The sequence below is a fragment of the Streptomonospora nanhaiensis genome, from assembly GCF_026642255.1.
Classification (GTDB): Bacteria; Actinomycetota; Actinomycetes; order Streptosporangiales; family Streptosporangiaceae; genus Nocardiopsis; species Nocardiopsis tropica.
In genome coordinates this window covers 3,394,441-3,407,570 of sequence record NZ_CP113264.1, presented here as the reverse complement: position 1 = coordinate 3,407,570, position 13,130 = coordinate 3,394,441, and the positions used below count along the sequence as shown (strand labels likewise).

Annotated in this window: 11 protein-coding genes; 2 read left to right on the top strand and 9 right to left on the bottom strand. The window is 73.5% G+C overall.

Features of this window, described 5'->3' with window-relative positions; all coding sequences use genetic code 11:
• Nucleotides 1-165 precede the first annotated feature (165 nt).
• Nucleotides 166-795, bottom strand: coding sequence for a CGNR zinc finger domain-containing protein (locus OUQ99_RS14630; RefSeq protein ID WP_267950007.1), 630 nt, complete (start codon nucleotides 793-795; stop codon nucleotides 166-168).
• A 119-nt stretch (nucleotides 796-914) separates the two neighbouring features.
• Between OUQ99_RS14630 and OUQ99_RS14625 the strand changes: the two genes are divergently transcribed.
• Nucleotides 915-1,658: a metallophosphoesterase gene (locus tag OUQ99_RS14625; RefSeq protein WP_267950006.1), complete on the top strand. Its 744-nt coding sequence runs from the start codon at nucleotides 915-917 to the stop codon at nucleotides 1,656-1,658.
• 153 nt (nucleotides 1,659-1,811) lie between these two features.
• Here the strand turns inward: OUQ99_RS14625 and corA are convergent, their stop codons facing one another.
• The 4 genes from corA to OUQ99_RS14605 form a co-directional block, all read right to left on the bottom strand.
• Nucleotides 1,812-2,786: a magnesium/cobalt transporter CorA gene (gene corA / locus OUQ99_RS14620; RefSeq protein ID WP_267950005.1), complete on the bottom strand. Its 975-nt coding sequence runs from the start codon at nucleotides 2,784-2,786 to the stop codon at nucleotides 1,812-1,814.
• 213 nt (nucleotides 2,787-2,999) lie between these two features.
• Nucleotides 3,000-3,899 carry an SDR family NAD(P)-dependent oxidoreductase gene (locus tag OUQ99_RS14615; RefSeq protein WP_267950004.1) on the bottom strand — a complete coding sequence of 300 codons (900 nt, stop codon included), beginning with the start codon at nucleotides 3,897-3,899 and terminating at the stop codon, nucleotides 3,000-3,002.
• Nucleotides 3,900-4,017: 118 nt separating this feature from the next.
• Nucleotides 4,018-4,914, bottom strand: coding sequence for a LysR family transcriptional regulator (locus tag OUQ99_RS14610; RefSeq protein WP_267950003.1), 897 nt, complete (start codon nucleotides 4,912-4,914; stop codon nucleotides 4,018-4,020).
• 204 nt (nucleotides 4,915-5,118) lie between these two features.
• Nucleotides 5,119-5,925 (bottom strand): thioesterase family protein, encoded by an 807-nt coding sequence (locus tag OUQ99_RS14605; RefSeq protein ID WP_267950002.1) that lies wholly within the window; start codon nucleotides 5,923-5,925, stop codon nucleotides 5,119-5,121.
• 149 nt (nucleotides 5,926-6,074) lie between these two features.
• Between OUQ99_RS14605 and OUQ99_RS14600 the strand changes: the two genes are divergently transcribed.
• Nucleotides 6,075-6,851 (top strand): MerR family transcriptional regulator, encoded by a 777-nt coding sequence (locus tag OUQ99_RS14600; protein ID WP_267950001.1) that lies wholly within the window; start codon nucleotides 6,075-6,077, stop codon nucleotides 6,849-6,851.
• 211 nt (nucleotides 6,852-7,062) lie between these two features.
• Here the strand turns inward: OUQ99_RS14600 and OUQ99_RS14595 are convergent, their stop codons facing one another.
• Genes OUQ99_RS14595 through OUQ99_RS14580 form a run of 4 tightly spaced genes read right to left on the bottom strand, consistent with a single transcriptional unit; the run spans nucleotide 7,063 to nucleotide 12,974 of the window.
• Complete coding sequence (locus tag OUQ99_RS14595) at nucleotides 7,063-8,658, bottom strand: hypothetical protein (protein WP_267950000.1); 1,596 nt, start codon at nucleotides 8,656-8,658, stop codon at nucleotides 7,063-7,065.
• The gene (locus OUQ99_RS14590; RefSeq protein WP_267949999.1) at nucleotides 8,655-9,410 is read right to left on the bottom strand and encodes an ABC transporter ATP-binding protein; all 756 of its coding nucleotides are present in this window, start codon (nucleotides 9,408-9,410) and stop codon (nucleotides 8,655-8,657) included. Before OUQ99_RS14590 ends, OUQ99_RS14595 begins: the two co-directional genes overlap by 4 nt.
• A gap of 9 nt (nucleotides 9,411-9,419) precedes the next feature.
• The gene (locus OUQ99_RS14585; protein ID WP_267949998.1) at nucleotides 9,420-10,298 is read right to left on the bottom strand and encodes an alpha/beta fold hydrolase; all 879 of its coding nucleotides are present in this window, start codon (nucleotides 10,296-10,298) and stop codon (nucleotides 9,420-9,422) included.
• 3 nt (nucleotides 10,299-10,301) lie between these two features.
• Nucleotides 10,302-12,974, bottom strand: a complete 2,673-nt coding sequence (locus OUQ99_RS14580; RefSeq protein ID WP_267949997.1) for a helix-turn-helix transcriptional regulator — start codon at nucleotides 12,972-12,974, stop codon at nucleotides 10,302-10,304.
• Nucleotides 12,975-13,130 lie beyond the last annotated feature (156 nt).

The window sequence follows — 13,130 nt, the reverse complement described above, 5'->3', positions numbered from 1 at the left end:
GGGCCGGCCGCGCCCCGCGCTGTCGCGGCCCGGGCCGCTGCGCCGCCGACTGCGGCCCCGATGGCGACCACCCCCGATGCGGACGAGGACGTGTCGGGCTCGCCCGAGGCCAGGGGCGGGCGGGTTCGCCCTCGAAGGCCCCGGGCCCGATGCCCCGGTGGAGCCCTAGGACTCCACGACGCTCCGGAGCGGCCGGGCCGCGGAGCGGGCCAGGACCTGGCGCTCGTAGTGGCGGGCGGCCCTGGCCCGGTTGCCGCAGGCGGTCCCGCACCACTGCTGGCGGCCGTGGGCCTGCACGAAGTAGCGCACGCAGCGCGGCGCGGTGCAGGCCCGCAGCCGCTCCCGGTCGGGGCCGTGCAGGAGGGCGATGGCGGAGCGGGCCAGCGCCGCCACCACCCGTGTGTCGCAGGCTCCCCCGCCGGACCGGAGTTCGACCACGGGCACGTCGCCCTCGTCCCAGCGCAGCCGCGGCACGACGGGCTCCCTGGCGGCCGCGGAGTTGAGCCGCTCCAGGGCCTGCTCGGCGGGCAGGAGCCGGTGGGCGTCGGCGGGACTGGGCGGCCCCGGGCGCACGGCCCGGGCGAGCAGCGCCCTGACGGCGCCGCGCAGCGCCAGGACCTGGTCCCGCAGGTCCTCGTCGGCGCCGGAGCCGAGGACCTGCGCCCCGGGCAGGAGGTCCGCCACCGACGCCAGCCAGCGCGCGGTGTCCGGAACGGTGTCCAGGTCGTCCGCGACGCCCCCCGAGCCGTCGTGGCGGATCGTGCTGGCCAGTTCGAGCGCCAGATGGCGTTGCATGGATTCCCCGTCCTCGTCCCGTTTGCCCGTCGCCTTGCCCACGAGCTAACGTTCTAACGCTTAAGGCTAACTTATCCGTTAGAAGTGCGGGGCGGGAACGTGCCCGCGAGAGGACGACCATGACGGTTCTGCTCGCCCACATCAGTGACCTGCACCTGGACGGGACCGACCGCGCCACCGAGCGCGCCACCCGGACGGTGGACTACCTGCGCGGACTCTCCCAGGCCCCCGACGCCCTCCTGGTCAGCGGCGACATCGCCGACCACGGCGCACGCGAGGAGTACGCGGAGGCGGCCGGCCTGCTGGACCTGCCCTTCCCGGTGCTGAGCTGCCCGGGCAACCACGACGACCGCGCGGCCTACCGCGAGGTGCTGCTGGGGGAACCCGCATCGGGCGAACCCGTCAACCGGGTGCACCACGTGGCGGGCGCGGCCGTGCTGGCCTGCGACTCCACGGTCCCCGGCGAGGACGGCGGCCACCTCGACGCGGCCACCCTGGTCTGGATCAACGACACGCTGAACGAGCTGCCCGGCGACACCCCCGCGCTGCTGGCCCTGCACCACCCGCCGGTGCGCGTCCACCACCCGCTGCCCGACTCCATGCGCCTGGACAACGCCGACGACCTCGCCGGGCTCCTGGCCGCCCATCCTCGGGTGGCCGGGATCCTGGTCGGGCACGCGCACACCGGCGGGGCGACGACCTTCGCCGGACGGCCCCTGCTGCTGGCGCCCGGGGTGACGTGGACCCTGCGCATGCCGTGGGAGGGCGAGCCCGCCTTCAACCGCGACCAGCCGCCCGGCGTGGCCTTCCACGTCCTGGAGGAGGACCACCGGCTGACCACCCACTTCCGCGCGGTGGTCTGAACGCACGGCCGCACGGTGGGCCCGGCCCCGACGGGGCAGGGCCGGGCGGCCCTCGCGGGAACCGCCCCCTCGCCCCGGCGGAAGCGCGCGCGGCCGGGGACGCCCGCCGGAGCCCGGCTCCGGCGGAGGCGCGCCCCGGCCGCGCGCCGTCCCCTACAGCCAGCCGTTCTTGCGGAGCTGGCGGTACGCCAGCGCCGAGGCCCCGACCATCACGCCCATGATGATGGGGTAGCCGAAGAGCCAGTGCAGCTCGGGCATGTGGTCGAAGTTCATCCCGTAGAACCCCGCGATCATGGTGGGGATCGCGATGACGGCCGCCCAGGAGGAGATCTTGCGGACGTCCTCGTTCTGCTGCTTGCCCAGGAGGGCCAGGTGCGCGGTGAGCGCGCTGGTGAGCAGTTCGTTGTGGTCGTCCACCTGGTCGTCCACCCGCAGCAGGTGGTCCAGGACGTCGCGGAAGTACTCCTTGGTCTCCTCGAACCGGGGGATCCTCCCCTTGGAGACCTCCTCCAGGACCGGGATGAGCGGGCTCTCGGCGCTCCGGAACTCCAGGACCTCGCGTTTGAGGTGGTGGATGTCCTCGGTGACGTCGCCGCCGCGCGGCTGGAAGACCGCCCGCTCCAGTTCGATGATGTCGGACTCGATCTTGTGGACCACCGTGCCGTAGTGGTCGACGACCTCGTCGCACACGCCGTAGAGCACGGCGGCGGGTCCCGCGGACAGCAGTTCGGGGTCGGCCTCCAGTCGTGCGCGGACCCTGCCCAGGGGGTTCCCCGTGCCGTGCCGGACGCTGACCACGAAGTCGGCGCCGACGAACAGCATGGCCTCGCCGACCTCCACGTCGGAGGTGTCCTCGTGGTAGGCCAGCGTCTTGACCACGACGAAGACGGTGTCGTCGTAGCGCTCCAGTTTGGGACGCTGGTGGGCGGTGAGGGCGTCCTCGACCGCCAGGGGGTGGAGGGAGAGCTCCTCCTCGATGAGGGCGAACTCCTCCGGGGTGGGCTCGTGGAGCCCGATCCACACGAAGCAGTCGTCCTGGTCACGGCGGGCCTCGTCGAAGGCGTCGCTGATGTCGCCGTCGATGTCCTGCCGCCGACCGGCGTGGTAGATCGCCTTGTCTATGATCACGGAGCCCAATTATGGGTGCATTGTCGCGCTCCCAGGACCGGTTCCGGGCCGCGGAACCCGCGCCCCCGCACGGGATGCCGGGGCGGTGCGGAGGCGCGCCACCGCCGGGCGGCCGGGCGCCCGGCGCCGGACCGTCCCGGCGCGGTGAAGCCCCCGGCCTGCCCGCGCTGCCGCACCCGCCCTCGGTGGGGCGACAGACCTCTGCGCGGCTGCTCACCGGTTGCTCGTCCTGTTGCCGGGCGTCCGGGAGTTCCCCACGCCGAGCCGGCCATCGACCCTTTCCGGCTCCTCCTGTCCGTCCCCCGAGGGAGACCGGTGGCCGGGGTCGAAGACGCGCGCCATCATCAGGGCGTTCAGGCGTCGGCTCATGAACCGGCTCATGAAGACGCTGAGCCGGTTGAGGCGCCCGTCGATGACGGTCGGACCGGGGCTGCGGCGCTCGAGGTGGCGCAGCGCGGTGGTGACGACGTCCTCGGGCGTGCGCAGCTTCCCGGCGGTCAGCACTTCGGCATCCGGCCCCATCCCGGTGGTGAAGTCGGTGGCGGTGGCGCCGGGCGAGACCGCGAACGCGGTGAGGCCGGTGCCGCGCAGCTCCGTCCACAGTGATTCCGTGAAGCTGAGCACGAATGCCTTGCCGGCGCTGTAGACGGCCATCCGGGGAGACGGGAGGTAGGCGGAAACGCTGGCGAGGTTGATGACGAAGCCGTTGCCGGCGTTCACCATCTGGGGCAGGAACGCCGCGGTCAGCTGCACCGGCGCCGTCGCGTGGACGGCGATCTCGGCGGTGAGCTGTCCGGGATCCGCACCGGGGAACAGGGCGAACGAGCCGAACCCGGCACTGTTGACCAGGCTCGTGACCTGGATGCCCCGATCGGCGACCGCCCGGTGAAGTTCGCGTGCGGCGGTCGGGTGGGAGAGATCGGCCGGGATCGCCTCGATACGGGCATCTGTGGTGCGGCGCAGCTCGTCCGCCATCGATGCCAGCCGCTCGGCACGCCGGGCGACGAGCACGAGGTTCGCACCGCGTGCGGCGAGGGCTGTGGCGAAGGCGGCTCCGATCCCGGAGCTGGCCCCGGTGATCAGAACGGTCTGTGCGCGGTAGTCAACGGTCATGTGACCAGTCAACGGGTTCGTCGGCGGCCCCGTCCAAGACCTGTTTCGCAACCCCTCATGCAGGAGCTGCATGACGGACGGGGCCGGTGAGGCCTATGAGGCCGGCAGGGCCAGAAGGTCAGGTGGGGCGGACGAGGAGCCGCTTCGCGGACTCGACGAACTCCGCGACGAGGAGGCTGGTGTCCGCGGCTCGGGTGGCGACGACGACCTGACAGGGCTCGGCCTCGTCGACCGGAACGGCGACGAGGCCGGGGCGGAGGGTGTGGCGCAGGTCGCCGGCCGGGACGACGGCGACGGCACTCCCCTCGGCGACGGCCTCGAGCTTGTCGCCGTAGGTGTCGGCGAGGGTGGGACCGAGCGGGGCGGGCTCGTTGTCCGGTCGGGGTTCGAGCCGCCAGAAGGCGGTCCAGTCGGCACCCGCGCCGGTGCAGCCGACGAGTGGTTCGGCGGAGATGTCGGCGGCGGTGACCGACTCCTTGCCCGCGAGGCGGTGGGACTCCGGCACGAGCAGGACCCGGGGCTCGGCGTAGAGGACCGCCAGGTCGAGGCCGTCGGCCGGGATCGGCAGAGGTGTACGGATGACCAGGGCGTCGACCTGCCGGTCGGGCAGGGCACCGGCGTCCTGCGAGCCGAGGTGGCGGGTGCGGACGTGGGCGTCGGGATGCCGGTGGCGCAGGTCGCGTACGGCGGATGTGACGATCAGGTCGTCGGCGTACCCGATGGTGACGGTGCGCTCCGGCGCGGCGGCGCGTGCGGTGAGCACCGCCTGCTGGGCGCTGTGCACCAGCTGCTGAGCCTGGGGAAGGAACGCCGCGCCGGCTGCGGTGAGCCGGCTGCCCTGGGTGGTGCGCTCCAGCAGGCGTACGCCGAGGGCGTCCTCCAGCCGCTGGATCTGACGGCTCAGGGAGGGCTGGGCGACCCGCAGTTCCTCGGCAGCACGGGCGAAGTTCAACTGCTCGGCGACGACCGCGAAGTACCGGACCAGCCGCAGGTCCAGATCGGGAAGCGTGCTCATGCCGCACAGCTTATCCGTTATGCAATTAATGCATGACGAGGCACAAAACGGGTCTTGGACGGCCCGCTCCGGCCGCGCCGAGGGCAGACGGCTCGGCCTCCCCGGCCGCGTCGCGGGGGCGCCGGCGGACCCGGTGGTCGTGGTCGGGGGCCGGGCTCGTGGCGCCGGCCCCTGACCGGTGGGAACCCGCAGGTCCCGTACCCCTCAGAGGAGCATGGCGAGCTGGCGGGCCTGGGCGACGAGGGCGCCCTCGCTGTCCCAGATCTCCATGTCCTCCTCGTGCAGGCCCCCGGAGACGTGCTTGGTGAACACCCGGCAGGCGAGCCAGCCGGGGGCGGGGCGGGCGCGCACGTGCACGCTCAGCTCGACGGTGATGGTGCTGAACTCGCCGATCTCCAGCACCGCCGGTACGGCGAAGTCCACCATGGCCGGCAGGGAGTGGACGTCGGCGGGGCGCCCGTCGGCGAAGCGCATCCAGAACTCGACGTACGGGCGCCCGTCCTTCTTCCCGTCCAGCCATCCGGGGCGCACGGGGTAGCGGTACTCGACGCTGTGGGCGATGGTCAGGCCCTCGGGCGCGTCGAACTCCGCGGGCACCGGGCACTCCTCCGGCGCGGGGAGCAGCGGCGGCCCCTCCAGGTGCAGGACGCGCCCCTCCGCCGTCAGGTCGCCGTAGGTGGCCGTGGCGCGCAGGACCTCCTTGCCGCCCTGCTCCAGAACGACCTGGCCGGTGGCGGTGCGGCGGCCCTCGCGGATGGTCTCGGTGCGGACCTCGGCCCCGCCCGGGGCGGCGGGGCGCAGGAAGAACGCGGAGACCACGAGGGGGTCGGGCTGGCTCATCCCCTGGGCCAGCGCGTTGAGCGCCGTGCCCAGGACGTAGCCGCCGTTGGGGTGCGAGGTGAAGGTGGTCCACCCGTCGGTGAGGGTGGCGGTGAACTCGCCGTCGCTCCGCTTCTCGACGCGGGTGTCCCGGTCGAACTGGAAGCCCTCGGTGGTGTCGTCAAGGCTCATCCCCCAAGGTTACCGGCGGGTAGTAGCGCTGTGTGTGCCCGGGACCGCCCTCCCGGGCCCCTTCTCCCAGGGAAAGGGCTTGACCCTCACGCCGCGTCAACCCCTAACGTCGTGGACACGTCACCACCAGCGACGGAACAGGAAACACCATGGGCCACACCGTCGGCGAGGCCGCCCGGATCAGCGGGCAGACCGTCCGCACCCTGCACCACTACGACACCATCGGGCTCCTCGTCCCCGCCGAACGCACCGCGTCCGGCTACCGCAGCTACAGCGAGCGGGACCTGGAGCGGCTCCGGCAGATCCTCACCTACCGGGAACTGGGCTTCGGTCTGGAGCGGATCGCCGAACTGCTCGACGACCCCGCCGCCGACACCCGCGCCCACCTGGTCCGGCAGCACGCGCTGGTGACCGAGCGCATCGACCGCCTGCGCACCATGGCGCGGGCGCTGGAACGCCTGATGGAGGCCGACACCATGCAACTCGATCTCACCCCCGGCGAACGCCTCGAACTCTTCGGGGACTTCGACGTCGACGCCCGTGCCGAGGAGGCCCGCGAACGCTGGGGCGCCCGCAACCCCGAGGCGTTCGACCGGTCCGTGCGCGACGTCGGCCGCTACACCAGGGACGACTGGCTGCGGAGCCAGGCCGAGGCCGCCGAGATCTACCGGGCCCTGGCCCGCGCCATGGACGACGGGGTGCCCGCCGGCAGCGAGGCCGCCGCCGACCTGGCCGAGCGGCACCGCGACCACATCACCCGCTGGTTCTACGACTGCACCGTGGAGACCCACCGGGGGCTGGGGCAGCTGTACGCGGACGACGAGCGGTTCACCGCCACCGTCGACGCCCACGGCCAGGGGCTGAGCGTCTACCTGCGCGACGCCTTCGCCGCCAACGCCGCCCGCCGCGGCGCGGACGGGGGCTGAACACGCCGGGGAACCGTCCGGAGGCCGCACAGTCCGGTGCGGTCCCCGGGCCCGGTCGTCCGAAGGCGGTCCGCCGAGTGCCCCCGGTCGGCCGGTCGGATTCCGCCCCTGCAGGCCCGTCCCGGTCTTCCCACCTCCCGTACGCGGCTGGTGACGCGTTCGTCGACGACACACGAACAGCGAGGGCGACCGCGTCGGCGGCGCGGGCCGGTCAGCTCTTCGTCCGGGCGGCTGCGCGCAGAACCGCGGTGCCGCGGGTGGCCATCGCCTCCAGCAGGCCGGTACCGCGCTGCTGGAGCAGGCCAACGGTGAACAGGGGTATCACGCCCACGACGACGGCCACGAGAACCGCGGCGAGGAAGCTTCCCCACCACGGACCGCCGACGACGCCGGGCAGGACGGCGGCCAGCAGGACCACGGGGAAGATCGTCATCTGTCCACCCCTCGGATCGCCCGCCTGCTGTCCCGGGTGGATGCGATCGCGGGCGTCGGTTCCCACGGCCGGCATCAGGAGGGCGAGCAGCGGTGCCCCGGCGCAGCCCACCGCAGCCGCGGTGATGGCGCCGCCGAAGGCGGCGCCACCCAGGGGAGAGCCGGTCACGGCCCACAACACGGCCGCCAGCGCGACGGACGGCAGGCCGAATACCAGTGCCCACGCTGCCATCCGCCCGTGAACGTCGGCCTTGAGGGCACCCGGTGTGGTGAGGAGCTGCCACAGCGCCGTGCCGTCCAGGGCGTAGGTGTTGATCGCGACCATCGCACCGAACACGGCTACCGCCGGGCCTGCCAGGGGCAGTGCCCAGCTCCAGCCGGAGGAGGCGATGACGAGCGCCATCAGCAGCGGTGTCAGCCAGGCGCTGCGCAGCTCGACGCCGCGCGCCGGGTCGCGCAGCCAGGTGACCAGCTCTCGTGAGGCGACCGCGGCCACCTCCGGCGTCACGAACGGCAAGGACAGGTCGCGTCCCGGTACGCAGAGCCGCCGCGGACTCGCCGGGCGAGGCGGCCGGCGCAGGGCGCCTACCGTCAGCGCGATCCAACACAGCTGCAACAGGGCACCCACGGTCAGCAGTGCCGCCAGAGGCAGCAGGACCGGTCCCGTCCCGGCTCCGTCGCGGGCGGCGAGCGCCGCGCTGTACCCCCAGCCGGTGGGCGCTGCGGCGAGCACGTCGATCATCGGCTCGGGCAGTCGCTCGGTCGCGGGGGCGACCAGAGTTGTGTCCCCCTCGCCGAGACGCGGCAGCAGCCAGGCCGCGACCGGCACCCATCCGGCGAACGACAGCGCGAGCATGATCGCGGTCTGCACGGCGGCCAGCGTCATCCCGACCCGGGTCCGCAGCAGCCAGGCGGCCAGTGCCGCCACCGTCCTGCCCGCCCAGACGAGCAGGTACAGCTGAGCGGCCACCGCAGCCACGGCGACCACCACCGCCGCCGCGCCGCCCGGCGCGGCCAGCACCACCAGCGACGACAGGCACGCCAGCGTGACCAGCGGGCCGACGCCCAGCAGTTCGGTCCACGACAGTGCACGTGCCAGCCGCCACGGCCGGAGCGGATATCCGCGCAACCACTCGTGGGAGATGACCGACGGCTCATGGCGGGGCTGGGCCAGCGGCCCGAACAGCCACATGCCGCCCCACACCGTGAGCGCCACGGCGATCCAGCCCTCGTGGATCACGCCATGGGTGGCCGAGGACGCGCCCGCGATCACCAGGGCGGCCAGAATCAGTCCGGTGACCAGGCTGAAAACGCGCTCGTCGTGCGGGCCGTTGCGGAACAGGCGCAGCTTGAGCGCGAACAAGGCGCGCGTCATGACAGCCATTCCAGCGGGCGCACCGGATCTGCGCCCACCAGCTCGACGAACCGCTCGTTCAGTGTCGAGTCCCCGGCCACTCGCTCCACCGGCCCCTCGATCAGCACCCGGCCACCGACCACCACCGCGACCCGCCGGCAATTGCGCTCGACGAAGTCCATGATGTGGCTCGACAGGACCACCGTGCCGCCGGCGTCGACGTACTGCTTGAGCACATGCTCGATGGAGCGGGCAGAGACCGGGTCGATCGCCTCGAACGGCTCGTCCAGTACGAGTACCCGGGGCCGGTGCAGCAGTGCCAGAGCAAGACCGATCTTCTTGCGCATACCTGTGGAGTACTCCACGATCAGCGTGCGTGGAACCGCGTCGAGTCCGAGGATCTCCAGCAGGTCGCCCGCCCGCGCCCGCCAGCCGTCGTCCAGGCCGCGCAGCCCCGCGCTGTAGCGCAGGATCTCGGCGGCGGTCAGTCGCTCGGGCAAGGACAACCCGTCCATCATGACGCCGAGCTGCGCGAGCGCGGCCTCCCTCGCGGTGCGCAGATCATGACCGGCGACCCTGACCGTGCCTGCGGTCGGACGGCGCAGCCCGCACACAGCCGCCAGGATGGTGGTCTTACCGGCGCCGTTTGGCCCCACGATGCCGTAGAACATCCCCGGCGGGATGCTCAGGCTGAGCCGGTCGACGGCGAGCGCGGTGCTGAAGCGCTGAGTCAGGTCCGCCACTTCGATGGCGGGGACGCAGGGGTTCTGCAACAGACTTCCTCACTCGGCCGTGTGCGTGAGGATCGCGTCGGCCAGCTCCTGGTGGGTCTCCACTGGCAGCGTGTGCCCCATGCCCGCCACGGTCATCAGCCGGGCCCCCGGGATCTGCTCGGCGATGAACGCGCCGTGACCCGGTTTGACCGGCTCGTGGCTGCCCTCGACGACCAGCGTGGGCGCCTGCACCCGGTGCAGCGCGTCCACCGGCTCGAAGTCGGGGCCGGCCCCCGCGGCCAGCCGGTGGTTGGCCGCCGCCGACAGGTCGCGCGCCCGGTCGTAGACGCGTTCCTGAAGCCGGCGCGCCGCGTCCTCGTCGAACGGCAGTCCGGTGCCGTGCAGCACGCGCTGCTCGGCGATCATGCCGTCGATCAGGGTGCGGCGGTCCTGGGCGGGCGGGGAGGCCATCAGCGTGCGGAAGAATTCCACGAACTCCGGCTCCGGCGCCGGCAGGCTGCCCTCGGACTGCGGCTGACCGGTCAGCGCCCGCACGAGCACCTGGCTCTCGCCGCCGCCGAGCGGCGAGGAGGCGATGACGGTCAGCGACCGCACCCGCTCCGGCGCCTCCACGGCGATGAGCTGACTGAGCAGCCCGCCCGCTGAATGGCCCACCAGGTGGGCGCTCTCCAGGCCGTGGGCCGCCAGCACGCGGTAGACGTCGTTCTTGATGTCGTTCCAGGTGTACGGCGCGGTCGCGAAGTCGACGGTGCCCGACATACCGGTGTCACGGTGGTCGTACCGGATCACCCGGCGGCCTCCGGCGGCCAGGCGGCCGACGAACTCGTCCGGCCACAGGATGCCCTGCGACATCGAACCCATGATCAACAGGATCGGCGCGTCCGTCTCGGCGCCGAACCCCTCACTCCAGATGGTCACGTTCTGCATGCCTCACAGCATGTCGTCCCCGGCCACGGGGGCCTTCCGTAGAACTACCAGCCGCGCCAGATCCGTACGGGAGCCGATGCCCAGCTTCGGATAGATCTTGTACAGGTGGTACTCGACCGTACGAGGACTCAGGAAGAGCCGGGCGGCGATCTGCTTGCTCGACAACCCGTCGGCGACCAGGCCCGCGATGCGCAGTTCCTGCGGGGTCAGCGCGTCGAGCACGCCGGGGGACGGGGCGCTGCCGTACTCGCCCGCCGCCCGCAGCTCCTCCTGTGCGCGCCGCGCCCATGGCCGGGCGCCGGCCTGCTCGAACACCTCCCACGCCGTCCGCAGGTGCGCTCGCGCCCGGCCCGGCTGCTGCGCGCGGCGCAGGCGCTCGCCCAGCAGCAGCGCCGTCCTGGCCGCCTCGAACGGGTTGGTGTGCAGCCGCAGCGCCTCCCCGAAAGCCTCCTCGTCCGCTTCGGCCAAACCCCGGCAGCGGGCCAGCAGCGCGCGCGACTCCGGCGTCACGGCGTGCTCGGTCGACCGCTCGTAGGCCGAGAGCGCGGCTCGGGCACCGGTCTCGTCGCCCGCGCCCACCGCGGCCTCGATCAGGTCAGGCATGGTCCGCCAGGCCACGGTCGGATGTCCCGCGCCCGGCCCCGCCACCGCGAGGCCCCGGAAACGGTCGCGCGCCGACGCGTAGCGGCCCAGGCACAACTCGAGCATCGCCTGCGCGTAGGAGGCCACCCCCGCGCTCAGCCCCACCCGGTGCGGCAGGGCGATGGCCAGCGCCTCACGGGCCTGCCGTTCGCAGGATTCCTCCTCGCCGCGCAGAGCCGCCAGCACCGCCAGATTGGCCAGGTGCGCGGCCACCGTGTTCTCGTACCCTGCCTCCCGCGCCAGCGCCAGGCCCTCCTCGGAGACGGCCCGGCTGTGCGCGAGCCGCCCCGCGAGACGGTCGGCGGTCGCCACGAACCCCAGCACGACGGGAAGTTGTCCGGCCATCCCCGACACCCTGGCCACTCGCCCGGCCCGCTCGGCCATCCCGGTCGCCAGGTCCGACTCTCCCAGAGCGCTGGCCGCGGCCGTCGCCCAGAGGCAGCCCACCGCGTCGTCCAGCTCGTCGGCCCGCGCCAGTGCCCGCCGCAGCAGTCCCGGTCCGGCGGCGTCGCCGTCCAGGGTCAGCCCGATACCGGCCACCGTGTCCCGCAGGAACCCCTCGGGGTGCGCCGTCGCCCGTCGGCCGAGCTCGACGACGGCGGCCGTGTCGCCGACGTGGGAGGCCGCTTCCACGGCGTCGGCCAGCATGTCCAGGCTGTCGCCCGCCGCCAGGATCCGCACGGCCTCGGCGGCGTTGCCCGAGTTCAGCTCGAACCGACCGCGGAGCCGGGTGATCTCCATCGCGAGCGTGCTGTCGCCGCCGGCCCCTTCTCGTGCCTCTGCCAGCAGCGACTCGGCCTGTCCCGGCCGACCGGCGAGCCAGGCCGAAACGGCGGCGTCCTTGAGCCGGGCGGCGCGGGCGCGTGGTTCGGGGGTCAGCTCGGCGGCCCTGGTCAGGGCGGTGGCGGCGGCGCCGTACCCGCCACGGTCGCGAGCCCGCCCGGCGACCTCCGCCAGCGCGACGGCGACCGGCTCGGCCTGGCCCAGAGCGGCTCCGGCCAGGTGCCAGGCCCTACGGTCGCCCGCGGTCAGCTCCGCCAGGGCGGCGTGCACGCGGCGGACCTCGGCCGGGGCGGCCGCCTCGTGGACCGCGGATCGCATGAGCGGGTGGCGGAAGCGCACGCCGGTGCCCGACGCCCCGGCCAGCCCGCACTCCTCCAGCTCGGCGAAGGCGACCGCCACCGCCTCCGGCCCCGACGCCAGCCGCTCGGCGGCACGCAGGACCACCTCGAGGTCGGTCTCGACTGCGGCGAGCAGGGCGACCAGCCGGGCGGGGGAGGACAACCCGGCCACCCGGTCGCCGTAGAGCCGGGCGCCGCCGGGCAGCGGGTCGGGCAGCGGTTCGCGGTCGGCGAGCTGCGCGGGCGTCAGCCGGGCGGCGATCTCGACCAGGGCCAGGGGGTTCGCCCCGGTCAGCTTGATCAGTTCCCGTCGCACCGGGGCGGCCGGCAGCCCGTGCCGGGACTCCAGCAGCTCGGCCGCAGCGTCCTCGGGCAGGCCGCGCACGTCCACCGTCGACGGCACGCCCTTGACGGGGGCGTCACCGCGGACGGCGAACAACATCGCGATCCGTTCGGTGCCCAGCCGCCTGGCGGCGAACAGCAGCGCGTCGGCCGACGCACGGTCGATCCATTGGAAGTCGTCGACCACGCAGACCAGGCCCTCCGGGCCCGCCGCTTCCACCAGCAACGACAGCACGCCGGCGCCCAGGAGGAAGCGGTCGCCCGTGCCGCCGGAGGCGTGCCCCAAGGCCGCTCGCACGGCGTCGCGTTGCGGCCCGGGCAGCGCGTCGAGCAGTCCGGTCACCGGCCACAGCAGCTGGTGCAGCGCCGCGAACGCCAGATCGGACTCGGACTCGACGCCGCCGGTCCGCAGCACCCCCATCCCTTCGATCCGCTCGGCCGCTGCGTCGAGCAGGGCGGTCTTGCCGGCGCCGGCCTCGCCCCGGAGCACCAGCGCCCCGCCGCGGCCGTGGCCGGCCCTGGCGATCACTTCGTCGAGCGCGCCGATTTCCACAGATCTTCCGTAAAGCACGAAGACCCACTGTAAAGGAGGGCCGTCGGAACGCGGCAGCGAGAGGTAGTGGGGCCAGCAGGCGTCGAGGCGTTCGTGGAGAAGACCGGCGGCCGGTCCGTCCTGACGACCGCCCCGGCCCGGGTGCGCCAGGGCTGCGGCCACCGTTCGCGCGGT

Bases quoted from the DNA above. Each gene is read 5' to 3' on its own strand.
- OUQ99_RS14630 (WP_267950007.1), bottom strand. From the start codon at position 795: ATGCAACGCCATCTGGCGCTCGAACTGGCCAGCACGATCCGCCACGAC.
- OUQ99_RS14625 (WP_267950006.1), top strand. From the start codon at position 915: ATGACGGTTCTGCTCGCCCACATCAGTGACCTGCACCTGGACGGGACC.
- OUQ99_RS14615 (WP_267950004.1), bottom strand. From the start codon at position 3,899: ATGACCGTTGACTACCGCGCACAGACCGTTCTGATCACCGGGGCCAGC.
- OUQ99_RS14610 (WP_267950003.1), bottom strand. From the start codon at position 4,914: ATGAGCACGCTTCCCGATCTGGACCTGCGGCTGGTCCGGTACTTCGCG.
- OUQ99_RS14605 (WP_267950002.1), bottom strand. From the start codon at position 5,925: ATGAGCCTTGACGACACCACCGAGGGCTTCCAGTTCGACCGGGACACC.
- OUQ99_RS14600 (WP_267950001.1), top strand. From the start codon at position 6,075: ATGGGCCACACCGTCGGCGAGGCCGCCCGGATCAGCGGGCAGACCGTC.
- OUQ99_RS14595 (WP_267950000.1), bottom strand. From the start codon at position 8,658: ATGACGCGCGCCTTGTTCGCGCTCAAGCTGCGCCTGTTCCGCAACGGC.
- OUQ99_RS14585 (WP_267949998.1), bottom strand. From the start codon at position 10,298: ATGCAGAACGTGACCATCTGGAGTGAGGGGTTCGGCGCCGAGACGGAC.